The sequence below is a fragment of the Salmonella sp. SAL04196 genome, assembly GCF_046550835.1.
Taxonomy (GTDB): domain Bacteria; phylum Pseudomonadota; class Gammaproteobacteria; order Enterobacterales; family Enterobacteriaceae; genus Salmonella; species Salmonella enterica.
Window position 1 is genome coordinate 569,346 of sequence record NZ_JBGDXE010000001.1, and the last position, 22,211, is coordinate 591,556.

General features: G+C 48.4%; 19 protein-coding genes and 1 pseudogene. 9 read left to right on the forward strand and 11 right to left on the reverse strand.

Annotated elements, in window-relative coordinates:
- Positions 1–24: 24 nt before the first annotated feature.
- Positions 25–711, reverse strand: coding sequence for a B3/4 domain-containing protein (locus tag ACLJPE_RS02975; protein WP_000097247.1), 687 nt, complete (start codon positions 709–711; stop codon positions 25–27).
- Positions 712–754: 43 nt separating this feature from the next.
- Here ACLJPE_RS02975 and ACLJPE_RS02980 point away from each other — a divergent pair, with 43 nt between their 5' ends.
- Complete coding sequence (locus ACLJPE_RS02980; protein WP_000163368.1) at positions 755–1,357, forward strand: helix-turn-helix domain-containing protein; 603 nt, start codon at positions 755–757, stop codon at positions 1,355–1,357.
- Between the two features lie 81 nt (positions 1,358–1,438).
- Here ACLJPE_RS02980 and ACLJPE_RS02985 read toward each other — a convergent pair whose 3' ends face one another.
- Positions 1,439–2,470 carry a mechanosensitive ion channel family protein gene (locus ACLJPE_RS02985; RefSeq protein WP_000493666.1) on the reverse strand — a complete coding sequence of 344 codons (1,032 nt, stop codon included), beginning with the start codon at positions 2,468–2,470 and terminating at the stop codon, positions 1,439–1,441.
- Between the two features lie 238 nt (positions 2,471–2,708).
- On the opposite strand from ACLJPE_RS02985, the gene ACLJPE_RS02990 reads away from it, so the two are divergent.
- Complete coding sequence (locus tag ACLJPE_RS02990) at positions 2,709–2,963, forward strand: DUF2534 family protein (RefSeq protein WP_000605645.1); 255 nt, start codon at positions 2,709–2,711, stop codon at positions 2,961–2,963.
- A gap of 54 nt (positions 2,964–3,017) precedes the next feature.
- On the opposite strand, the gene uspE is transcribed toward ACLJPE_RS02990, so the two are convergent.
- The 3 genes from uspE to ogt all read right to left on the reverse strand — a co-directional run bounded on the left by uspE (position 3,018) and on the right by ogt (position 5,579).
- Positions 3,018–3,965 carry a universal stress protein UspE gene (uspE, locus tag ACLJPE_RS02995; protein WP_001262138.1) on the reverse strand — a complete coding sequence of 316 codons (948 nt, stop codon included), beginning with the start codon at positions 3,963–3,965 and terminating at the stop codon, positions 3,018–3,020.
- Between the two features lie 150 nt (positions 3,966–4,115).
- Positions 4,116–4,868, reverse strand: a complete 753-nt coding sequence (gene fnr, locus ACLJPE_RS03000; protein ID WP_139380087.1) for a fumarate/nitrate reduction transcriptional regulator Fnr — start codon at positions 4,866–4,868, stop codon at positions 4,116–4,118.
- A gap of 195 nt (positions 4,869–5,063) precedes the next feature.
- Positions 5,064–5,579, reverse strand: coding sequence for a methylated-DNA--[protein]-cysteine S-methyltransferase (gene ogt / locus ACLJPE_RS03005; RefSeq protein WP_000945034.1), 516 nt, complete (start codon positions 5,577–5,579; stop codon positions 5,064–5,066).
- Between the two features lie 257 nt (positions 5,580–5,836).
- Here ogt and smrA point away from each other — a divergent pair, with 257 nt between their 5' ends.
- The 4 genes from smrA to dbpA all read left to right on the forward strand — a co-directional run bounded on the left by smrA (position 5,837) and on the right by dbpA (position 10,954).
- Positions 5,837–6,400: a DNA endonuclease SmrA gene (smrA, locus tag ACLJPE_RS03010; RefSeq protein ID WP_001046796.1), complete on the forward strand. Its 564-nt coding sequence runs from the start codon at positions 5,837–5,839 to the stop codon at positions 6,398–6,400.
- Between the two features lie 410 nt (positions 6,401–6,810).
- A complete protein-coding gene (locus tag ACLJPE_RS03015; protein ID WP_000945610.1) occupies positions 6,811–7,965 on the forward strand; it encodes a methyl-accepting chemotaxis protein in 1,155 nt (384 codons plus the stop codon).
- Between the two features lie 145 nt (positions 7,966–8,110).
- Positions 8,111–9,094, forward strand: coding sequence for a zinc transporter ZntB (gene zntB / locus ACLJPE_RS03020; protein WP_000387370.1), 984 nt, complete (start codon positions 8,111–8,113; stop codon positions 9,092–9,094).
- Positions 9,095–9,580: 486 nt separating this feature from the next.
- Entirely contained in the window at positions 9,581–10,954 is a 1,374-nt protein-coding gene (gene dbpA, locus ACLJPE_RS03025; protein ID WP_000123694.1) for an ATP-dependent RNA helicase DbpA, read from the forward strand.
- 43 nt (positions 10,955–10,997) lie between these two features.
- On the opposite strand, the gene ttcA is transcribed toward dbpA, so the two are convergent.
- Both ttcA and ACLJPE_RS03035 read right to left on the reverse strand, forming a co-directional pair.
- Positions 10,998–11,933, reverse strand: coding sequence for a tRNA 2-thiocytidine(32) synthetase TtcA (ttcA, locus tag ACLJPE_RS03030; protein WP_001156210.1), 936 nt, complete (start codon positions 11,931–11,933; stop codon positions 10,998–11,000).
- A gap of 51 nt (positions 11,934–11,984) precedes the next feature.
- Positions 11,985–12,191: pseudogene (locus ACLJPE_RS03035) on the reverse strand (tyrosine-type recombinase/integrase); the annotation flags it as partial.
- Positions 12,192–12,620: 429 nt separating this feature from the next.
- On the opposite strand from ACLJPE_RS03035, the gene ACLJPE_RS03040 reads away from it, so the two are divergent.
- Together ACLJPE_RS03040 and ACLJPE_RS03045 are read left to right on the forward strand one after the other, a co-directional pair.
- Positions 12,621–16,043: a DUF4765 family protein gene (locus ACLJPE_RS03040; protein ID WP_001223394.1), complete on the forward strand. Its 3,423-nt coding sequence runs from the start codon at positions 12,621–12,623 to the stop codon at positions 16,041–16,043.
- Positions 16,044–16,317: 274 nt separating this feature from the next.
- Positions 16,318–16,656 carry an SMR family transporter gene (locus tag ACLJPE_RS03045; RefSeq protein WP_000159240.1) on the forward strand — a complete coding sequence of 113 codons (339 nt, stop codon included), beginning with the start codon at positions 16,318–16,320 and terminating at the stop codon, positions 16,654–16,656.
- A 49-nt stretch (positions 16,657–16,705) separates the two neighbouring features.
- Here ACLJPE_RS03045 and uspF read toward each other — a convergent pair whose 3' ends face one another.
- The 3 genes from uspF to ACLJPE_RS03060 form a co-directional block, all read right to left on the reverse strand.
- On the reverse strand, positions 16,706–17,140 hold the full coding sequence (gene uspF, locus ACLJPE_RS03050; RefSeq protein ID WP_001082296.1) for a universal stress protein UspF: 435 nt from the start codon (positions 17,138–17,140) through the stop codon (positions 16,706–16,708).
- A gap of 481 nt (positions 17,141–17,621) precedes the next feature.
- Complete coding sequence (gene nifJ / locus ACLJPE_RS03055; RefSeq protein WP_001193251.1) at positions 17,622–21,146, reverse strand: pyruvate:ferredoxin (flavodoxin) oxidoreductase; 3,525 nt, start codon at positions 21,144–21,146, stop codon at positions 17,622–17,624.
- A 60-nt stretch (positions 21,147–21,206) separates the two neighbouring features.
- The gene (locus tag ACLJPE_RS03060) at positions 21,207–21,518 is read right to left on the reverse strand and encodes a hypothetical protein (RefSeq protein ID WP_031601775.1); all 312 of its coding nucleotides are present in this window, start codon (positions 21,516–21,518) and stop codon (positions 21,207–21,209) included.
- Between ACLJPE_RS03060 and ACLJPE_RS03065 the strand changes: the two genes are divergently transcribed.
- The gene (locus ACLJPE_RS03065; RefSeq protein WP_001200680.1) at positions 21,422–21,688 is read left to right on the forward strand and encodes a DUF333 domain-containing protein; all 267 of its coding nucleotides are present in this window, start codon (positions 21,422–21,424) and stop codon (positions 21,686–21,688) included. The genes ACLJPE_RS03060 and ACLJPE_RS03065 overlap by 97 nt on opposite strands.
- Before the next feature lie 43 nt (positions 21,689–21,731).
- Here the strand turns inward: ACLJPE_RS03065 and hslJ are convergent, their stop codons facing one another.
- Complete coding sequence (hslJ, locus tag ACLJPE_RS03070; protein WP_000725238.1) at positions 21,732–22,142, reverse strand: heat shock protein HslJ; 411 nt, start codon at positions 22,140–22,142, stop codon at positions 21,732–21,734.
- Positions 22,143–22,211 lie beyond the last annotated feature (69 nt).

Here is a 22,211-nt window from a genome sequence, read left to right on the forward strand (position 1 = left end):
ATTTCTCCTGTTACGCAATATCAATCAGACACCCATCAACGTGGATTCAAAACGTAAACCTGGCATCATTTTTTCAAGGCCGTCAGTCAGCATGTTTCCTGCCGCGTACAATTCATCAACCGGCATTTCCGGCAAGCTTTCAAGGATAAACCACATCGCTTTATCTGAAGCGCTTAGTCGGGTACGTACTCCCTGACGCCAGTTCCAGCGCCGACAGGTGACGCCTCTGTCATCGCGCCAGATAACTTCGCCCGGTTCTGGCGACTCGGTGACGGGTTGTCCTTCTTTCAGGGTATCAAATGTTTCACTTCCGTCTGCGAAAACCAGCCGCGGCGATCCACAATAAGCCGCGCTATTTTCGCCGCCTACCGGTACGGCATAGCGCAGGCTCACGGCGTTATAAAGATCAACGACCGGGTCCAGCGCCGCCATTGTTCCATCCTTCAACACGCGTTTTCGTAGCGCTTCAGCCGAGCAGGGGGTGCGCTTTGGTTTTGCGCCGAATGCTTTAAACACCGCATTCCAGGCGTCTATATGCGCCTGTGCCCACGCCGGTTGTCCGTTGATTACGGCCTGACAGGCCTCTTTTAACGCGATTTCTCCGACCTGCGCATCGCGAATCGGAGCGGCAATAACATTAATACTTAATGCACGAAAGCCGGGAGCGATACGGGCCAGTTCCGGGCTGATTGACGGTAACATAGAAGACATCGCATAATCCTGTAATGACTATTTTCTTCTATGATATCGACCAATGACCAAAAAAGTCAACTTATCGACCACGGCGGGCGCCGACGTCAGCACGATAAATGAAGCTGTTTCCCAACGTATCAAACAATTTCGTAGCCAAAAAAAGATGTCACTGGATGAGCTTGCGCGGCGTTCCGGCGTCAGTAAAGGAATGCTGGTGGAAATTGAAGGCTGTAAAGCCAATCCAAGCATTGCGCTGTTATGTAAGATCGCGGCGGCAATGGGAGTGTCCGTGGCGGATTTTGTCAACGTCGCCAGCGAGCCGATGGTCCATCTTATCGACCGGGATGCTATTCCGGTGTTGTGGCGCGGCGAGAAAGGCGGCAGCGCAAAACTGATGGCGGGAACCAGCGGGCCGGATATGCTGGAACTCTGGCAATGGATAATGCATCCTGGTGAACAGTTTGAATCGGCAGGGCATCCGGCAGACACCTGTGAATTACTGTTTGTTAATCAGGGAACACTGACATTAACAGTCAACGGTAGACGCTTTATTATTCGGGAGGGCTGCTCCGCTGTAGCCAGAACCGACATGCCTCATGCCTACGTTAATGACACTAATGAGGTGCTTGAATTTACCATGACGGTGAATGAAAAGAGCCGTTGATCACCGTAAGGCGCTAACAACCCGTCATCCGGACAGAGAAGCCTCGGTGCCCGATAAGCGTTATCGGGCACCGGCTATCTTTTATTTTGTCGCAGGCGCGGTCTCCGGGTCATCGATATAGAGCGTCTGGCTTGGGAAGGCGAAGTCAGCGCCGTTTTCCTGGACAATCGCAATAATTTTCAGGTAAACATCCTGCTGTACGGCAAGCCATTCCTGCCATACTGTTGTTTTGGTAAAGCAATACACCATAATATTCAGCGAAGAGTCGGCGAATTCATTAAAATAGACCAACAGCGTCTGTTTCTGATCGATATCTCTGTGCGCCTGCAACATGTTTCTGATAGCGTCAACAATGAGGCCAATTTTGTCGGCATCTTCGTAACGTAATCCAATAACCGTTTTTATTCGACGGTTGGTCATCCGTCCCGGATTCTCAACGCTAATGGATGAAAAGACGGAATTAGGCACGTACAACGGGCGGTGGTCGAATGTGTTAATTCGCGTAATTCGCCAGCCGATTTCGGCGACCGTACCTTCGATATTTCTGTCAGGAGAACGAATCCAGTCTCCGATACTGAAGGGGCGATCGAAATAGAGCATAATACCGGAGAAAAAATTGCTCAGGACATCTTTGCCCGCCATACCAACAGCGATACCGCCGATACCGCCAAAGGTCAGCAGACCGGACAGACTCATGCCAAAATGTTCGCCATACAATAAGACAATCGCGACAATAATGGTTATTTTTATGACCCGTGCCAGAATACGGGTACTGGTGACATCTCTACCTTTATTGACCTGTGCTTTTTCAAATTGGTTAATAATCAGGAAAAGTTTTATCGTCAGAATAAGCGCAATGAGCGAGGTGCAGATAAAATCAATGACCCCGGAAGAGATAAAACGCAAATTATAATCTTCAATAGCATTATTCAGGATGCTCCCGATGGTCCCAATAATAATCGCGTAAATAAAAAACTGTGCCGCATGGAACGTGAATCCTTTCTTCCACTGTACGTTACGGCTGAGCCAAAATCTCACGACCAGCAACGCCATGCCGCAACTGAAAAGTATCGCCAGATTAAATGCGTTTTTGAGAAAAAATTCAGTGAACATTATTGTTTTCCGCTCCTTCCTACGATAACAGCTCAGAATGACCTGATTAACAGGTATTTTACCCAGGATAAACGCGTAGATCATCGATAAGTAAAAAGAAGAAATAGTGCTATCAGCTTTAATCTCAGTAGTTTACTTTTTATGTAAATACAATGTCACGTTTTATAGGGCAGACATCGCGTGATTGTCATGATATTGTTGCTATCAGGTAACAAAGCCATCTGTAAAGGACAATACTATGATCATGATGAAGCTGAAATCGGCGAAGGGGAAAAAATTTCTGTTATGCCTGCTGGCAGTGTTTATCGTTGCGGCATCGGTGGTAACGCGCGCGACTATCGGCGGTGTGATTGAGCAATATCATATTCCACTGTCCGAGTGGACAAGCTCTATGTATGCCATTCAGTCGGCAATGATTTTCGTTTACAGTCTGGTGTTCACTATTCTGCTGGCGATTCCTTTGGGGATCTATTTCCTCGGCGGAGATGAGTAACAGGAATAGGGTATTGGCCGGATGGCAGCGCCATCCGGCAGGACGGAAGAGGGATTAATCGTCCTCGTCGTCCAGTTCAACCGGTGTTTGATATTCATCAGGCTTAATGACTAACAGGTCGCAGCGCAGATGGTCAATGACCTGTTCGGCCGTGTTCCCCAAAAACGCGGCCGAGAGTCCGGTACGTCCAACGGTGCCAAGCACAACGATCCCCGCCTGGAGATGTTCGGCAAGATCCGGGATAACTTCTTCCGGCAAGCCTTTTTCTACATGCGTAACTTTTTCATCGATGCTGAATTTCTGGCGCAGCGCTTTCATCGCCAGTAAATGCTGGCCTCTGATGGCGTCGTTATACACGCTGGGATCAAATTCCGGCAGCTCAATGGCGATATTGATTGGCGTAACGGGGTAGGCGCCGACCAGGTGTACTTCGGTATGATTAACCTGCTCCGCCAATTGTAAGGTCTCTTTTACCAGCTTTTCGTTGAGAGCATTGTGATAGGGCTCTTCGCTTGCCAGGTTCACGGCGACCAGGGCTTTGCCGCCTTCTGGCCACGGCTGATCTTTGACCATCCACACGGGGCTTGGGCATTTACGCAGCAAATGCCAGTCGGTAGGGGTAAAAATGACCGCTTCCAGTCGATCGTGCTGATGCGCCATTTTCAACACCAGATCGTGGCTGCCGGCGATAACCTCCTGGATGATGGCCTCAAAGGGACGATTGTGCCAGACCACTTTAATTTCAATGGGGACACCGGCTTCAAGATAATATTTCGCCTGCTCACGTATCCAGGCTGTGCGTTGACTTATTACGCCCTGACGCATTGCGGTGCGTTCGTCAGGAGAAAGCAGGGTCGTCATCTCATACGAGAAATCGTAAATAGGCAGGAAAGCTTTAATTTTGCCGCCAATCCGTTGATGCAAATAAACTGCTCGCCGTAATGCGGGTTGGTCGTCCTGATTGGGATCGATGACCACCAGCATATTTTGATACATAGCCATACAGGGTCTCCTTACAACTGTCATCGCAGTTTGTAACTAAAGAGTAACTCAAATATGGTGAATGAAACAGAGGAAGCGCTTCTGCCAGATCAATAAATGAGAAAAATTTAACGATATGGCAGAAGATAACATCAATGGTTTAGCTGACGTTTAAGCGACGTTGCGGGTATGACCGGCGGGGGCCGCCAGCGCATCGCTGTTTTCAATAGTAATATACTTACCTTTCACCGCCAGCATACCGCTTTTCTGGAAACGCCCCAGCAGACGGCTAATGGTTTCGACCGTTAAGCCAAGATAGTTGCCGATATCGCCGCGGGTCATCGTCAGGCGGAATTCACGCGGTGAAAAACCACGCTGCGCAAAGCGGCGGGACAGGTTGTAAATAAACGCAGCCAGACGTTCTTCGGCGTTCTTCTTCGACAATAACAGGATCATATCCTGATCGCCTTTAATTTCACCGCTCATCAGACGCATCATTTGCTGACGCAGGTTAGGCATTTTGCCGGACAGGTCATCCAGTGTCTCAAAGGGTATTTCACATACCATTGAGGTTTCCAGCGCCTGTGCAAAGCTCGGATGATGACCGCTGCCAATGGCGTCAAAACCCACCAGGTCGCCTGCTAAATGGAATCCAGTAATCTGCTCATCGCCTTGTTCGGTAATGGTGTAGCTCTTAATCGTTCCGGAGCGGATAGCATAGAGCGATTTCAATTCATCACCTGCTTTAAACAGAGTTTGCCCTTTCTGAATGGGCTTTTTGCGCTCGATGATATTATCAAGCTGATCAAGCTCATGCTCGTTAAGTGTGAACGGGATGCAAAGCTGGCTGATACTGCAATCCTGGCAATGGATAGCACAACCGCCAGACTGAATGCGCCGTATAATTCGCTTTTCCGGGATCATAGGTCTGCTCAAGCCGTAATTGATATTTGTCAATTTTAACATCTTTTTGGTGAGCGCGTAAGTCTGAGCTATCCCGGAGAAGGAATAATTCAAGTATAAGTTTGATGAATACTTTTATCTATTTGAAAATACGTAATTTATTTGTTGTCGCTTTACATAAAAGTGTGACCGATAAGGCACTTTTTGCCTGTATATTCATAATAAAAGATAGCCTTCATGGCGTAATAGCCACTCTTTTCGCTGCACGCCACCGGCGTATCCGGTCAGAGTGCCGTTACGCCCAATGACGCGATGGCAGGGAACAACAATACTGATGGGGTTAGCGCCATTCGCAGCACCGACTGCGCGTGCGGCGCCCGGTCGTCCCAGTTGCGCCGCCAGCTGACCATAGTGCATCACCTGCCCGCAGGGGATAGCGCGCAACGCCTGCCATACTTCCCGTTGAAAAGGTGTGCCCCCCGTTGCGGTTTCCAGGGTATCAATTACGGCGAGATTGCCTGCAAAATAATCTGCAAGCTTATCGCTGAGTCCACCGGGGTTAGTCGCAGAAAGGCGTTCATAGCCTTCGTGACGGTAGTGGATATTTAGCAGTTGCTCCATACGATCGCGGTACTGTTCCCACTCAATGGCCCGCAGTCGAAACTGCTCATCGCAAACCACCCATAACGGTCCTAATGGCGTGGCTATCTTCTCTTCAAGTAATCTCAGCATCCGTTCTCTCACATCGTCTTAATCTAACGTAAGAGACAAGATATCATGCCAGGAATACCCGCAACCATACTCCTTAAAAGATAGTCAGGGATAACACATTTAGCGCCAGTAATATCGTTGGCGGAGAAAAAGAGAGCCGGGCGAGGCGGTTAATTGCCTTACATTGTCGCTGTTATTGGAAATAACTGTAAACCGTTGTCGGTATAACAGGGCACGGTTATGATAACGGCAGTCGCAAAAACGCTGGAGGATGAACCATGAACCTTGACGATAAAGCGCTGTTTCTTGACGCCATGGAGGATGTCCAGCCGCTGAAACACCATACTGATGTACACTGGCAGCCAACGCGTAATCTTAAAACGCCCCAGCGTATCGACACGCTTCAGCTTGATAATTTCCTGACGACGGGCTTTCTGGATATTCTGCCGCTGAATGAACCGCTGGAATTTCGTCGGGAAGGATTGCAGCAGGGTGTCATCGACAAGTTACGCAGTGGGAAATACCCTCAGCAGGCCAGCCTCAATTTGTTACGCCAGCCGGTCGAAACGTGCCGAAAAATGCTGTTTCGTTTTATCCTGGAGGCGCAGAAAGAGGGGTTGCGTAATGTCCTGATCATTCATGGTAAAGGGCGAGAGGCGAAGTCGCATGCCAATATCGTCCGAAGCTATGTGGCCCGCTGGTTGACAGAGTTTGAGGATGTACAGGCTTATTGTTCGGCGCTACCGCACCATGGCGGTGTCGGGGCATGTTATGTCGCGTTACGTAAAACAGTGCAGGCTAAACAGGATAACTGGGAGCGCCATGCGAAGCGTAGTCGGTAAATCGTTGCCGCTGGCGAACAGGACCGCCAGCGCAAGCTCGCGCGAACCCGATTTTATGCCTGATATAACGCCTCATCCAAATGCTCAGGATTCTGCAAGAGAACGGGCGATAACGCTGTCCGCGGTAATAACACGCAGAAACAGTCATTCGCTTATTTAAGCGTCTATTAAAATATACTGGCTTTCGACTTAACTATTAAGCAGAAAATGGTGATAAGTACATCACTTGTCAATATGGATGGATGAATATCCTGGCATAGCGAATATAGGTAATTTTATCTGTTGCACTAAGGGAAATGGCGATGGTCTGGTATTGAATATGGAGAATGTCAAAGAAACGAATGGCAATAGATATCTGAAATGCTATAAAAATAAAACCTGTCTCCTATCCTGGTTGTAGGCCGTCAAAAATGTTGAGAAATATCAGCGTCAGGACATGCATTATTCTATTTATGGTATGTACGTTTCTTTTGGTGGATACTTTACAAATAGCTTTTCTGCACGATCTCCCTATTTTAATTACGTGTAATATCATTTATCTGATCTCGGCATTACTGCTTTGGTGGTATATGACCTGCTATCTGGTAGTGCCGATTAATACCGTGAAGAAAAGTATTGAAGAGGTCGCAGCAGGAAACTTGTCTATTCATATCTCCGAATTTGGCAATAATTGCGCCGGACGACTCATCCCCGGGATTAATAGCCTGTCGGAGAATATTTCCGCGCTGGTACGTGAAATCAGATCCTCTTCGCAAACGGCAATGACCCTTTCCGAACAACTGGCGGCGCGCAGTCTGTCGCTATCCGTAAAGACGGAACAGCAGTCGGCCTCGCTAATTCAAACTGCCGCCAGTATGGATGAAATGGCGGCGAGTACCAAAAACAATGCGGATAATACCCGAATGGCGAGCATACAGGCGGATTGTGCAACCCAATGCGCCCGTAAAGGCGGTGAATTAATGGTGCGGGTTACAGAAAATATGCGTTCTATTACCGACTGTGCCTCGCAGATGACGGAGATTATTTCATTGATTGACGGTATCGCATTCCAGACTAATATTCTGGCGCTTAACGCGGCGGTAGAGGCTGCGCGGGCGGGCGATCATGGAAAAGGTTTCTCCGTGGTGGCCGGGGAAGTGCGTAATCTGGCGCATCGTAGCGCCGAGGCGGCAAAAAGTATCAAGGCGCTGATCGACGTTACGCATGACAATGTGCGGCAGGGGGCCGCCATAGTGCAGGAGGCTGAAAAAAATATGCGGGAGATTGTTGGCGGCTCCGGGCAATTAAACGTGCTGATGAATGAAATTTCCACCACCACGCGGGAGCAGGAAAGGGGCATTAACCAGATAACCCTGGCGTTGAGCGATCTGGAAAGCGCAACCCATAGCAATGTCTTAATGGTTGAAGCGCTATCTGCTTCTTCGGATGTTTTAAAGGCGCAGGTGATCGAGTTACAGACTAAAACCGACAAATTTCGTTTAAGCCAGCCGGGTTACAGTGAACATGCGCTGACGCGCTCTCATGTATCATCTCTTTCGACCATCACCAGGCGCGGCCAGGCCTGATAATACATGTTTGGTAAGCGCCTGTTGCTAAGGCGCTTTTTCCGCACGTTCCCGTCATTCTTTTTGCGCAATGAGAAAATGAGAGATTGCTTAACCTTTCCCGAAAGCTAGACTAACGGCATGAGAGTTGTAACGTGGAGGCGCTGTGGAAGCCATTAAGGGATCGGATGTGAACGTGCCGGATGCCGTTTTCGCATGGCTACTGGATGGTCGTGGTGGAGTAAAACCGCTCGAAGATAATGATGTGATCGATAGTCAGCATCCCTGTTGGCTACATCTTAATTATACCCACCCGGACAGCGCCCGCTGGTTGGCTTCAACGCCTTTACTCCCCAATAACGTGCGTGATGCGCTGGCTGGTGAAAGCTCGCGCCCGCGCGTAAGTCGTTTGGGGGAAGGGACGCTCATTACGCTGCGCTGTATTAATGGCAGTACTGACGAACGCCCGGATCAATTAGTGGCAATGCGTTTATATATGGACGAGCGATTCATTGTGTCTACCCGTCAGCGAAAGGTTCTGGCGCTGGACGATGTGGTCAGTGATTTGCAGGAGGGCACCGGGCCCGTAGATTGCGGCGGCTGGTTAGTGGATGTGTGCGATGCGTTAACCGATCACGCCAGTGAATTTATTGAAGAGCTACACGATAAAATTATCGATCTGGAAGATAATCTTCTCGACCAGCAAATCCCACCGCGCGGTTTCCTCGCATTGCTACGTAAACAGCTAATTGTTATGCGTCGCTATATGGCGCCGCAGCGCGACGTCTATGCCCGGCTTGCGAGTGAACGGCTGCCGTGGATGAGCGACGATCACCGGCGCAGAATGCAGGATATCGCCGACAGGCTGGGAAGGGGGTTGGATGAAATTGACGCTTGTATCGCGCGTACTGGCATCATGGCGGATGAAATTGCCCAGGTGATGCAGGAGTCTCTGGCGCGCAGAACTTATACCATGTCGCTTATGGCGATGGTTTTTCTGCCCAGCACCTTTTTAACAGGGTTATTTGGCGTTAACCTGGGCGGTATTCCTGGCGGCGGATGGCGGTTCGGCTTTTCTCTGTTTTGTATTCTGTTAGTTGTCCTGATCGGTGGTGTTACTTTATGGTTGCATCGCAGTAAATGGTTGTAACAAAAGCGCTTTTCAGACCATTTCGTATGAAAAAACGCCGAGAAATTTGAGCGAAGTCAATAAACCATCTACCTATTCGGGGCAATATCTCTCTCGCAGGTGAATGCAACGTCAAGCGATGGGCGTTGCGCTCCATATTGTCTTACTTCCTTTTTTGAATTACTGCATAGCACAATTGATTCGTACGACGCCGACTTAGATTAGTCGGCTTTTTTTTGCCTGTAGAATATCTGCGTCTACCCTTTAAGAGTCTGAATGACATTCTGGAGGGTAATATGAGCTGTCTTTTGACCTTATTATATCTACACTCGTCCTTGTCGGACCCGATTCCCACTGACCCTGTTCCCATTCCTGAGCCGCTTCCCCGTCCTCAGCCGATGCCCGACCCGCCGCCGGACGAAGAACCGATTAAAATGTCGCATCAAACGCGCGGATCTGCGAGGATACGCGCCTGCTGACTATGAGTCGTTACCGCGAGAGTAAATTGTGACCGCTTTTTCAACCCTGAATGTTTTGCCCGCCGCCCAGCTCAATAACCTTACTGAGCTGGGCTATCTTGAGATGACGCCTGTTCAGGCCGCAGCATTACCCGTCATTCTGGCGGGAAATGATGTGCGTGTGCAGGCCAGGACCGGTAGCGGCAAAACGGCGGCGTTTGGTCTTGGGCTCTTGCATCGAATTGATGTCACTCTGTTCCAGACACAGGCATTAGTGCTGTGTCCGACGCGGGAGCTGGCGGATCAGGTTGCCGGAGAGTTACGTCGCCTGGCCCGTTTTCTGCCAAATACCAAAATTCTGACCTTGTGTGGCGGGCAACCCTTTGGCGCACAGCGCGACTCGCTTCAGCACGCTCCGCATATCATTGTCGCGACGCCGGGGCGCCTGCTGGATCATTTACAAAAAGAAACCGTATCGCTGGATGCGCTGCACATTCTGGTAATGGATGAAGCAGACCGAATGCTGGACATGGGATTCAGTGACGCCATTGATGAGGTGATCCGCTTTGCGCCTGAGACGCGCCAGACGTTATTGTTTTCAGCAACCTGGCCTGACGCCATTGCGGCGATTAGCGGTCGTGTACAGCAGCAGCCAATACGTATTGAAATCGATACGGTAGATGCGCTACCGGCTATCGAACAACAGTTCTTCGAAACGTCTGCGCATGAAAAAATTTCGCTGCTACAAACGTTGCTTAGCCAGCATCAGCCAGCGTCCTGCGTGGTGTTTTGCAATACCAAAAAAGATTGTCAGGCCGTTTGTGATGCGCTTAATGCGGTAGGACAAAGCGCGTTGGCGCTCCACGGCGATCTGGAACAACGCGACCGCGACCAGACGTTGGTGCGTTTTGCAAATGGCAGCGCGCGCATTCTGGTTGCCACCGACGTTGCCGCGCGAGGGTTAGATATTAAATCGCTCGAACTGGTGGTTAACTATGAGCTGGCCTGGGACCCGGAGGTGCATGTCCATCGTATTGGCCGTACGGCGCGCGCGGGAAGTAGCGGTCTGGCGATCAGTTTCTGCGCGCCGGAAGAGGCGCAGCGGGCAAATATTCTTTCAGAAATGCTGCAACTCAAACTGAACTGGCTGAATGCGCCCGCCCGGCAGTCGTTGCTCCCTCTGGCCGCAGAGATGGCTACCCTATGTATTGACGGCGGCAAAAAAGCGAAAATGCGTCCGGGAGATATTTTAGGCGCGCTGACCGGCGATATTGGATTAGACGGGGCGGATATCGGCAAAATTAACGTGCATCCCATGCACGTTTACGTCGCCGTACGTCAAGCAGTAGCGCAAAAAGCCTGGAAGCAGTTGCAAAACGGGAAGATCAAAGGCAAGTCATGCCGGGTACGGCTATTAAAATGATCGATAGTATGGCGTCTCAGCGGAGTGCTGAGACGCCTGCAGATTATTTCACTTCGATAACATCAAGCCGCAACGCCTCTAAGGAGGTGTCATCTTCTTCCGGCTGCCAGCCAGCGGGCTGCAAGGGAATCTCTTCACGATCGAACGCTAAATCGCCGCCGTCGACGACCTCGGAACCGTGAGTGATCCCTTTGAAATCGAACAGGTTAGTGTCACAAAGGTGAGACGGCACGACATTCTGCATGGCGCTAAACATCGTCTCGATCCGTCCAGGATAGCGTTTATCCCAGTCGCGTAGCATGTCGGCAATCACCTGGCGTTGCAGGTTGGGTTGCGAACCGCACAGATTACAAGGAATGATAGGAAAGGCTTTGGCCTCAGCAAAACGGATAATATCTTTCTCGCGGCAGTAAGCCAGCGGGCGGATCACGATATGTTTGCCGTCATCGCTCATCAGCTTCGGCGGCATCCCTTTCATTTTTCCGCCATAGAACATATTCAGAAACAGGGTTTGCAGAATATCGTCGCGATGGTGGCCCAGGGCGATTTTGGTCGCGCCCAATTCAGTCGCCGTACGATACAGGATACCCCGACGTAAACGCGAGCACAGCGAGCAGGTGGTTTTTCCTTCCGGAATCTTTTCTTTCACAATGCCATAGGTGTTTTCTTCGACGATTTTATATTCTACGCCCAGCTGCTCAAGGTAGGCTGGCAGGATATGCTCCGGAAAACCTGGCTGCTTTTGATCGAGGTTGACGGCGACCAGTGAAAAATTGATCGGAGCGCTTTGCTGCAAATTACGTAAAATTTCCAGCATCGTATAGCTATCTTTGCCGCCAGAAAGGCAAACCATAATGCGATCGCCTTCTTCAATCATATTAAAATCGGCAATCGCTTCGCCAACGTTACGGCGCAGGCGCTTTTGCAACTTGTTCAGGTTGTATTGTTCTTTCTTTGTATTCTTTTGAATTTCTTGCATTATTTCAGTTCTCTGGTACTAAATGGGGCAAATTGGGGGCAAACTTTGCAACTACGATAACCGCGCATTCAACATCGCTACCTGTTCGTCGTTCATGTCATCAATCCACATACCGTAAATTTCATACACCATCTGCGCAGTTTCATGCCCCATTTGGCCGGCTATAAATGCCGGGTTCGCTCCTGCCGTCAACAGCCAGCAGGCAAAAGTATGTCGCGTATGGTACGGATTACGGCGACGAATGCCAGCACGTTTTAATAGAGATAGTACCTTCGGATATTGTCAACTGTATACATCATGCAGCCAGGTCCGTTAAGAAGTGACGGGCTCAACTGAAATTCAGGCGCTGCTGCGTCCTGATGATGGTACGTTTCAAGTGGTTCCGTGGGGTGAACCGGGACAGGTGTAAAATGATATTCGGCACACCCTTTTTGCTCTTTTATTGGTGATATAAAATACGGTATCAGTATTTTATTATCTACTAAGATAGTGCAGAGTGTTTAATTATCGTTGGGTAAGATCAGTTTACCGTATACTATTTAAAATTTTCTTGCCTATTCTGGTGGTCGTATTGAATTAAAAATAGCCTGTTTCATATGTACAGTTCAGACAAATTATTTGCGATGAGAATTGCTACCTGATATCTACATCTTATGATGTATACCATAATTCTGGCTGGAGAACGTAATGCGTATAACAGTAAGTGATATATCAACCAGAGAATCACAGCAGACGGTACAGATACAAGCTATCAGAAGTTGGGATACCATACCGTACCTTTCAATGTTGGATGGACTTTATCAGGACGATATCTTTCATGAGCAAATATCTAATTTACCAGAAGAATATATTAAGCTGGATGAGATGGCCAAAGATGAAGAAAAGAACAGCTTAAATATTTATGAATTCTTCTTTGAGCCAACACATGAAATTATATGTGAAGAAATCCAATCAACATTGGATTTTTATTATTCAAATAGCGCAACCTTCCGTAGGCTGGTTAATTATAAAGTAGAGCGCAGTATCAATGACGATGTAGATACCAATAAATGCGAGGTAAAGATATCTCTAAATTACAGTTACGAAAATATTGATGGGGGGCGAGGATGTTTATCGCTTCCATTTGATCAAAACGGCTATCCAATTCCCCCTGACTTTCACAACTGTGTAAATGGAATCACATCAAAAAAATTGTTGTTAGATCTATTTCTAAAACATATTTTGCACGATCATTTAAATGCAAGCGGTGAAGTTGCAAACGTTTACGCTAATGTTATTTATAAAGAGATTGATCCCGCTGCAATTGCACATACATCGTCGTGTTTTTCTCAGGTAACGATGAGTGGTGAACATGAGCTATTTAATGTAGATAGCGTAACTGTTCCACCTAAAAGCACTGAGCAAATTATATTTGAGGGAAAGGAAATTCAAAGGGAAATTTTCTTATCTTCTCATAGCGGCAATCATTTTCAGCCAGTAATCATTCATAAAATGGACAGGAGTATTAAAAATATTGCAGTAACTAGTTTGTTATTATCATCAAGATTAGCAGTAACATCTGGTGATTATAGGATAAAAAATGGTAATTCAGAAGGTGAGAATGATTTTTTACCCGTTAAAGAATTACAAAGATATGAAAGGGCTCTCCCGGAGGATCATCCTGCCCCAAATACGGAGCCTCATCCGCTGGGTAAGGTGTTAGATGGTCTATTTGATCACTATACATCTGTTGCAGGAGGACACCTTGTCGCAGTACTCAAACTACTTGGAAAAGAACAAGAGGCAAATAGTTATAAAAGAGGCTATCATGAATTACTTGCATTTTCTCAAACTGGGCAGTGGACGCATGATGGAAGAGCTATTGCTGCTGAATATATGTTTAAAGGTCTTTTAGTTCATTTAAGTGATAAACTCATTATTCTCGGTGAGGGAAGTTTCGTTTCTTTTTTATCTTTTGTAAGAGAAAACATCCAACACCAATATAAAATATATGAGCTAATAGCGCGTGATATGCTGGTTCATCCTTTGCATTTCAGCACTGAGTCTGCACCACCCATGATAGACAGGCCTTTATGGACAATGGAAAGCCATTATACGAAAGTCCTGTATGAAAAGTTTCCTGACATTTCTGGTTCAAGCTTTGAGGTTTTCTATGGTAAGGAAGCTATTATTACAGCGTTAGAAATAGTATCTTTCGATAGACAAGAAAGAGGAAAGAGCGCTTTTAATAAAAAAAGGATGAGTCATCTTTATAAGCTAGTTCAATTAGTGATACACCATTTATCCAGCAATGGTGGTGATAGAGTATTGCTTAGCCCTGAAGGCATAAAAAATAATTTTATTATTATGCGCCATATTATTTTTTGGTGTGCAAAGATAACGGGGCCAATTAACGATAAAAAAATAAACGCAATAGCAAGAAAAATTGTGGTTAATAATAAATTTTCCAACGGTGTTAAATCAATACTTCCCAAAAGCAACGATCCTTTAATTTCGTTAATGAAAGCCGCGATCAATAAGCAGCTAAACTGGGCGGAGAAATATTATCGAGCAGAGACTCATATGAAGGAACATATGCAGGAGTGTGACATTTTAGGACTAATGGACACCAACAAAATGGTGCGAGAGGCCGTTATTGGGCTTATTCACGAGATCAGTGATATTGCGCAAAGCAGCTGGCTGACATTAGAAGAACAACATGAGAGACAGGCTCAGGCTCTCGAATCGTTCAAGGAGAAGCTTTCCTCCATGAATGGCGGGCAAGAATTCGTTTATGCATTTAATAAGATTATTCAGGAGGGGTTGGGAGGATTAATTGAGCTGAGTTTTGATCTTGATGATACTATACATCATCGCACAACTTCCTCATTAAGTCCGGCTGCAAGGGCAGGACTTCACCTCTTAGGAACGGTCTGGAATATTGTAATGGGTCTTGTCCCTGGTTTTAACGCTCTGGCTGGTACCAGCAGTATTCTTAACCGGGCTGTTGTGGAAAACTCTGCGGATGTATGCGGTTACGTACAGGATATTGTACGTATCGGTATGGAGGCTGTTCCTGTTGCTGGAGCGAAGTTCACAGAAAGAGCGGCAAATGCAAAGTATACGGGCCTCCGATTTGTTGAAGATAAAATACAAAGAGGTGTAGTACGGGCGCCGATTCAAAAGGGGAGTAATTATAAAACTATAGAGTCAATAGAAAATACAGATTTTATTTATCAAAAGAGTAGTCAGAAAGTTCTTGAGTTAGGTCCAGCAGGAAACGATGGGCTCTATCGCGCTACAGGTTTTGATAAACAAACGTATGGTTATTACAAACCGTCAGGAGAAGGCTTTTACAGAAAGCAAGCCTCATATCCACCGCTGTCATCGGAAGCGCCTAATACGATAAAATATGGCGACAGAGAGCTCGTTTTAACTAAAGAACCCGGTTCAGAAACGTATCGGGCAACCTATTCGGATAGCGGAAAAGATTCAGCCATGACATTTTACCGATCTTCTGATGGAAGATTTTATCAGGCGTCTGGGCTGAAAGGTGGGGGGCTTATTCGCCATATTGATAAGCCTTATTCAGAGTTAAGAGAAGGAGACGCGGGTTATGATGAAGAACTTCTGGATATTACGGATGATTCCCCCCTACTGGAAGACATACTGGCCTCCCTGTCAGAAGATTTATACCCTACATCAGAAGAAAATGTACAAGGTATTTATAAGAAATACCAGAGTGGGGATGCTGCAGCAGGGGAGACCGAAGTTGTATTATGCCGAGGTACAATAGGTCCGCAGGCTGAAAATATTGTTAGTTTTAAAACGGCAGGCGGTATTGAGGGGGGCGATGCAGAGGTATTGCCTGTCTCTGCTGAAATAGCCAAAGAGCAGGTTCGAAGTGGAAGAATCGTACCTGAATATACCACGGATCTTAGTGTTGCAGACAGGTTCAGCAGGGAGCATTATCTTATTATCGTTAGGGCAAAAGTCAAATATCTTACACGAGGTAGCGTCAGTGAAAGCGGCTGGGTTATGCCAAAAAAAACACCAGTGGACCCTGTTGGTATAATTGACAGGACATATGGTAAAGCAGAAAATACGGGGCAGGCAAACGCTTCTAAGTAATCATAAATCCTGAACAAGTTTATTGTTTTTATCTCTTGTGTATGAAAGATTGCTTTTATACTTTAAATAATTCGACTTGCAGGAAGGCGGCAAGCGAGCGGATCCCCAGGAGCTTACTCAAGTAAGTGACTGGGGTAAGGGAACACAGCCGCAGCACATGCAACTTGAAGTATGTTATGGCAAGATACGCAATGGTTCAAAAGCGTCTTTATTCTGTCATCCGTATTAATTAAGATGTCATCACGCTCAGAAAAATATCGGAACGAAGAGATGTATGACTAAAGAAGCTGTAATCTTTCTATTTATCGCCATCGTGGTAGAAGTTATCGCCACGATCTCATTAAAATTATCGGATAGTTTTACGCGTCTGGTACCGAGCCTCGTTACCATCATCGGATATTGTATCGCGTTCTGGTGCCTTACCATCCCAATGCGAACCATCCCTGCGGGTATCATTTATGCCATTTGGTCTGGGGTAGGGATTGTTCTTATTGGATTGATAGGATGGTTATTTCTCGGCCAAAAACTGGATATGCCGGCTATTATTGGCATGTTGCTTATCATCTGCGGCGTAATCGTAATCAATCTGTTTTCAAAAAGTGTCAGTCACTAGGCGATGATGATTGATTTGAGCCCGCACTCTCTTATGCGGGCTCGGGTATTTAGCGTACCACCAGTACGGAGCATTCCGCATGACGCACAACGGCTGCGGCGTTGGAACCCAACAGATAGGTAGTAATATCCGGGCGATGCGAGGCGATAATCACCATATCGGCCGGTAATTTTTTTGCCATTTCCAGAATCTTATCTTTAGGAGAGCCTTCTGCAACGTGAGCCTGCACGCGGTCCGCAGGAAGGTTGAATTTCTTGATAATCGCTTCCAGTTGAGATTTGGCTTCGGCTTTCAAATCGTCCATTGCGGGAAGCTCTGCTGAATAAGCCAGTCCCAGTGAAGCGTAATAGGGCAAAGACGGGATTACAGTCAAAAAGTGCACTTTAGCGTCGTCAATCTTTGCTTCAGCTTCAACATGCGAAATCACGCGTTGAGTTAATTCTGAATCTGAAATATCGATGGGTACAAGAATCGTTCTGTTCATAAAACCTCCTGTTTAAGTATCCACTGAAATTCTACTCCCTAAAGGCACTTTATGTACAATGACATACGTCACATTTTAGGTGCTGCTCCACGATACTCTGCGGGGACTACCTACAGGGGAGGGCGACGTAATATTACGCGTATTCCACGTAAATAATCAGCGAGTTGACGTTAAAACGTTATTTCTGCCTTGTCAGGAAAGACCTAAAAAGAGATGTTACCGTTTAATTCAATAATTAATGAAATAATTCGCAGTGAAATAGATATAATTTATACGAATGCTTTTGGGGGTATTATACGAAATAAAAATTATACAATATCATTCGGTTACGATATTCTACGCCTGTTATATGCCTTTATTGTCACATATTCATTTTGTCGCTGGGCCATTGCGTTAACCTTTGCTTTCCAGCGTATAAATTGACAAGCCCGAACGGATGTTCGGGCTTTTTTTGTTTCCAGGTTAATCCTTAGAATATTTTTTAATCTGCGCCGGGTTTTTCCGCTTTTCCTGCCAGCAAGGCAAGAAAATCATAGCGTTTTTGCAAATCCAATGCGGCATCTCGCCATAATTGTTCAGCTACTTCAGGCTGTTGCGCATTCAGGCGACGGAAACGCTGTTCATTAAGCAACGTTTCCGCAAGCGCATCTGACGGTGGCCGAGAGTCCAGAGCCAGCGGCGGTTTGCCTTCATCCGCACGGCGGGGATCAAAGCGGTATAACGGCCAGAAACCGGTCGCCGTTAACTGGCGCATCTGGTCATGGCTTAGCGCCAGATCGTAGCCATGTTCTTCACAGGGGCTATAGGCAATGATCAGCGACGGTCCTGGCCAGGCTTCGGCCTCCTGGATGGCTTTCACCGTCTGGTTTAACTGCGCGCCCAGCGAGATTTGCGCGACATAAACATGACCATACATCATCATGCTGACACCAAGATCTTTACGGGCTTTACGCTTGCCATGTTCGCCAAACTTAGTGACGGCGCCAAGCGGCGTCGCCTTTGACGCCTGGCCGCCAGTATTGGAGTAACACTGCGTATCCAGAACCAGAATATTGACATTCTCCGTCAGGCTTAACACATGGTCTAAACCGCCAAAGCCGATGTCGTATGCCCAACCATCGCCGCCAATCAGCCAGATTGATTTTTCTACCAGCGCATCAGCATCCTTTAACAGTTCCTCTGCGCCCGCAACCGATTTCAGATGTTGGCGTAATGCGGCGACCTGCTCACGCCGAACGTCAGGCGTTGCTTCGGCATGCAGCGCATCGTTTAATTCCGCCGGAATGCGATCGGCGAATTGCGCCAGTAAACGCATGACGCGCGCCCGGTGCTGATCCACGCTCAGACGGAAACCGAGACCAAATTCCGCGTTATCTTCAAATAACGAATTCGCCCATGCCGGGCCGCGTCCGTTGGCATCGGTGGTATAAGGCGTTGAGGGCAAATTACCGCCGTAAATAGAGGAACACCCCGTGGCGTTAGCGATTAACATTCTGTCGCCATATAACTGAGTCAGCAGTTTAATATACGGCGTTTCACCGCAGCCGGAACAGGCACCGGAATATTCAAACAGCGGTGTAATGAGCTGCGACGTGCGGATATCAATCCGTTCCAGTTTGCTGCGATCGATTTCCGGTAAGTCGAGGAAAAAGTCATAATTCACTTTCTCTTCTTCCACATGCTCAAGGCGCGACATCATGTTAATCGCCTTGATCTGTGGATTTTGCCGATCTTTAGCCGGGCAGACCTCTACGCATAAATTACAGCCAGTACAGTCTTCCGGCGCGACCTGCAGCACATATTTCTGGCCGCGCATATCGCGGGACTTCACGTCCAGCGAATGCAGACTGGCTGGCGCGTTCTCCATCGCCTGCGGGGAAACGACTTTCGCACGAATCGCCGAGTGAGGGCAGGCGGCGACGCAGTGATTACATTGTGTACACAGCTCCTCTTTCCAGACAGGAATCTCTTCGGCGATATTGCGCTTTTCCCAGCGGGTGGTGCCCATTGGCCATGTTCCGTCCGGCGGCAGGGCGGAAACAGGCAGTGCGTCGCCGAGGCCCGCCAACATGGCGGCGGTAACGGTTTTCACGAAATCCGGCGCGGCGTCGGAGACAACCGGCGGGCGATGCGCGCTGTGCGGATTAACCGCCTGCAACGGCACTTCCGCCAGCGATTCCTGCGCCAGAGCCAATGCCTGCCAGTTACGCTCAACCAGATCCTGACCTTTGCTGCTATAGCTTTTGGCAATCGCGCCCTGCAGCTCAACCAGGGCGCTATCGCCCGGAAGAATATGCGTCAGGTGGAAGAAAGCCATTTGCATGACGGTATTGATGCGGGCGCCAAGTCCACATTCGCGGGCGATTTTCGCCGCGTTAACCACGTAAAAACGCGCCTTTTTCTGATTCAACACCGCCTGAACTTCTTGCGGCAGACGCGACCAGACCTCGTCGGCGCTGTACGGCGTATTAAGCAGAAAGATACCGCCGGGCTTCAGACGCTCCGCCATCTGATATTTATCGATAAACTGTAATTGATGGCAGCCGACAAAATCCGCCTGAGCAATTAAGTAAGCGGAACGAATGGGTTTTTCGCTGACGCGCAGGTGCGATACCGTGAGCCCGCCAGCTTTTTTAGAGTCATAAACGAAATAACCTTGCGCATACCACGGCGTAGAATTACCGATAATTTTAATATTATTTTTCGTGGCGGATACGCTGCCGTCGCTTCCCAGACCGTAAAATAACGCTTCAAGTTTAGCGCTGCCGGGCAGGGTATTTTCCGGTAATGGCAGCGAGAGATTAGTGACGTCATCATAAATGCCCACTGTAAACCGTGGTTTGGGTTTCGCGCGGCTGAGTTCATTAAAGACCGCCAGTACGCACGCCGGGCCGAACTCTTTGGATGATAGCCCATAACGGCCGCCAATGGTGCGCGGCAACGTTTCGCGCTCGCCATTATTAAAGGCTTCCGCCAGTGCGGTCATCACGTCCAGATAAAGCGGCTCGGCCTGCGCGCCAGGCTCTTTGGTGCGATCCAGCACGGCGATAGCGCGAACGGTTTCCGGTAATGCCTGTAACAAATGTTTGGCGGAGAAGGGGCGGAACAGACGGACTTTCAGAACGCCGACCTTTTCTCCGCGTATCAGTAGCTCGTCCACGACCTCTTCGCAGGTGCCGAGGGCGGAGCCCATCATAATGATGACGCGTTCAGCCTGGGGATGGCCATAATATTCAAATGGCTGGTACTGACGGCCCGTAGCGTCGCCAAATGCCTTCATCGCCTCTTCAACATGATCATAAACGGCGTTGTACCACGGGTTGGTCGCTTCGCGAGACTGGAAGTAGGTGTCCGGATTCGCTGAAGTTCCACGAATCACCGGATGTTCCGGATTCAGCGCGCGGGCGCGGTGAGCGTCGATCTCCGCCTGCGGCATCAGGTTCAGAATGGTTTCATCCGTTAGCGGTATAATTTTGTTGATTTCATGCGATGTACGGAAGCCATCAAAAAAATGAATAAACGGAACGCGGCTTTTCAGCGTAGCCCTGTGCGCGATCAGCGCAAAATCCTGCGCTTCCTGAACGCTGGCGGCGCATAACATCGCGCAGCCTGTCTGGCGGACCGCCATCACATCGGAATGGTCGCCAAAAATAGAAAGCGCGTGTGTGGCGACGGTGCGCGCGGCAACGTGCAGTACAAACGGCGTGAGCTGCCCCGCCAGTTTATACAGCGTTGGAATCATCAGCAGCAGCCCCTGCGATGATGTAAATGACGTGGAAAGCGAACCGGTTTGTAACGCACCGTGAACGGCGGCGATCGCGCCGCCTTCCGACTGCATCTCTACCACACGCGGCGTATCGCCCCAGACATTTTTAAGCCCATTACCGGCCCAGGCATCCGCTTGTTCAGCCATTGTTGAACTGGGCGTAATCGGGTAAATGGCGATAACCTCGCTGGTACGGAACGCCACCGACGCTACCGCGCCATTACCGTCAATTGTTTGCATATGACACCCTTACATTGCGCAAAAAAGAGGGACACGCATAATCGTGAGCGCATCCTGTAGTTATCCTTTTATTTTAGCAAAGCCCTTCAAGCCCCATTTTCGCTTTTGTGTCCCTGGCGGGAGGAGAATGGCGATTTCTTGCCGAAAAGACGTAAAAAATTGCCAATAAATGTTAATGAAGCGCATAAATGCGCGCTTTGCCTCTCGACGCGTCAGTTTCTGCTGCCTATTATTTAGGGCGGTGTCGTTTGGATGAATAAACAGAGGGGAGAGAAATGCGCGCAGCGTTTTGGGTGGGATGTGCCGCGTTATTATTGTCGGCTTGCAGTAGCGAACCTGTTCAGCAGGCAACCGCGGCGCATGTTTCGCCAGGGATGAAAGCGGCGATGTCCAGCGCCGGCGAAGCGAATTGCGCTATGATTGGCGGTTCGCTTTCAGCGGCCCGGCAGCTTGATGGTTCAGTAATTGGTATGTGCGCGCTCCCCAACGGCAAACGTTGTAGCGAACAGTCGCTTGCCGCCGGAAGCTGCGGGAGTTATTAAGCGCGGCGTTTCGCCTGACGCGTATAACTTTTCACTTAATGGCTTAGTGCGCTAAATCTGCCAGTTTATACATTAGCGTTGTTTCTGCCGTCGCCAGCGTTAATTGGTTCGCGGTTAAATCGACCTGTGCGCCTTTGCTGAAGAGCTCGCTGAGGGTACCGTCCAGCGCATTAAGCTGCGGATCGGCGCACATCATTCGGGTCATCGCTAAATTTTTCACTTTTAATTCGCCGTCCGACAGTTTTCCTTCGCCGGTGAATTGATTGCACATTTTGCCAGATACCGTCATGTCCTCGCCAAAGCTGAGCTCCGGGCCGGTGACCGTTTTACCGTTTACGCTTTCCAGAACAAAGCGGTGGTGCTCCAGTTGCTCGCGTTTGACGGACACTTTTCCACTGCTCACGCACCCTGTGATTATGATGCTCAGGGCGACCAGCGTGACGATTTTCTTCATTGATATTCTCTGTAATCTGATAGTTAACACTGACTATAGTAATAATATGACCGGATAGATCTTCAGGGG

What these genes read in the sequence shown, in the direction of transcription:
- fnr (WP_139380087.1), bottom strand. Translation starts at nt 4,868, where the DNA reads ATGATCCCGGAAAAGCGAATTATACGGCGCATTCAGTCTGGCGGTTGT.
- uspF (WP_001082296.1), bottom strand. Translation starts at nt 17,140, where the DNA reads ATGAACAGAACGATTCTTGTACCCATCGATATTTCAGATTCAGAATTA.
- hslJ (WP_000725238.1), bottom strand. Translation starts at nt 22,142, where the DNA reads ATGAAGAAAATCGTCACGCTGGTCGCCCTGAGCATCATAATCACAGGG.
- ACLJPE_RS02980 (WP_000163368.1), top strand. Translation starts at nt 755, where the DNA reads ATGACCAAAAAAGTCAACTTATCGACCACGGCGGGCGCCGACGTCAGC.
- smrA (WP_001046796.1), top strand. Translation starts at nt 5,837, where the DNA reads ATGAACCTTGACGATAAAGCGCTGTTTCTTGACGCCATGGAGGATGTC.
- ACLJPE_RS03065 (WP_001200680.1), top strand. Translation starts at nt 21,422, where the DNA reads ATGCGCGCAGCGTTTTGGGTGGGATGTGCCGCGTTATTATTGTCGGCT.
- ACLJPE_RS03015 (WP_000945610.1), top strand. Translation starts at nt 6,811, where the DNA reads ATGTTGAGAAATATCAGCGTCAGGACATGCATTATTCTATTTATGGTA.
- ACLJPE_RS03040 (WP_001223394.1), top strand. Translation starts at nt 12,621, where the DNA reads ATGCGTATAACAGTAAGTGATATATCAACCAGAGAATCACAGCAGACG.
- ACLJPE_RS02985 (WP_000493666.1), bottom strand. Translation starts at nt 2,470, where the DNA reads ATGTTCACTGAATTTTTTCTCAAAAACGCATTTAATCTGGCGATACTT.
- nifJ (WP_001193251.1), bottom strand. Translation starts at nt 21,146, where the DNA reads ATGCAAACAATTGACGGTAATGGCGCGGTAGCGTCGGTGGCGTTCCGT.
- ogt (WP_000945034.1), bottom strand. Translation starts at nt 5,579, where the DNA reads ATGCTGAGATTACTTGAAGAGAAGATAGCCACGCCATTAGGACCGTTA.
- ACLJPE_RS03045 (WP_000159240.1), top strand. Translation starts at nt 16,318, where the DNA reads ATGACTAAAGAAGCTGTAATCTTTCTATTTATCGCCATCGTGGTAGAA.
- ttcA (WP_001156210.1), bottom strand. Translation starts at nt 11,933, where the DNA reads ATGCAAGAAATTCAAAAGAATACAAAGAAAGAACAATACAACCTGAAC.
- uspE (WP_001262138.1), bottom strand. Translation starts at nt 3,965, where the DNA reads ATGGCTATGTATCAAAATATGCTGGTGGTCATCGATCCCAATCAGGAC.
- ACLJPE_RS02990 (WP_000605645.1), top strand. Translation starts at nt 2,709, where the DNA reads ATGATCATGATGAAGCTGAAATCGGCGAAGGGGAAAAAATTTCTGTTA.
- ACLJPE_RS02975 (WP_000097247.1), bottom strand. Translation starts at nt 711, where the DNA reads ATGTCTTCTATGTTACCGTCAATCAGCCCGGAACTGGCCCGTATCGCT.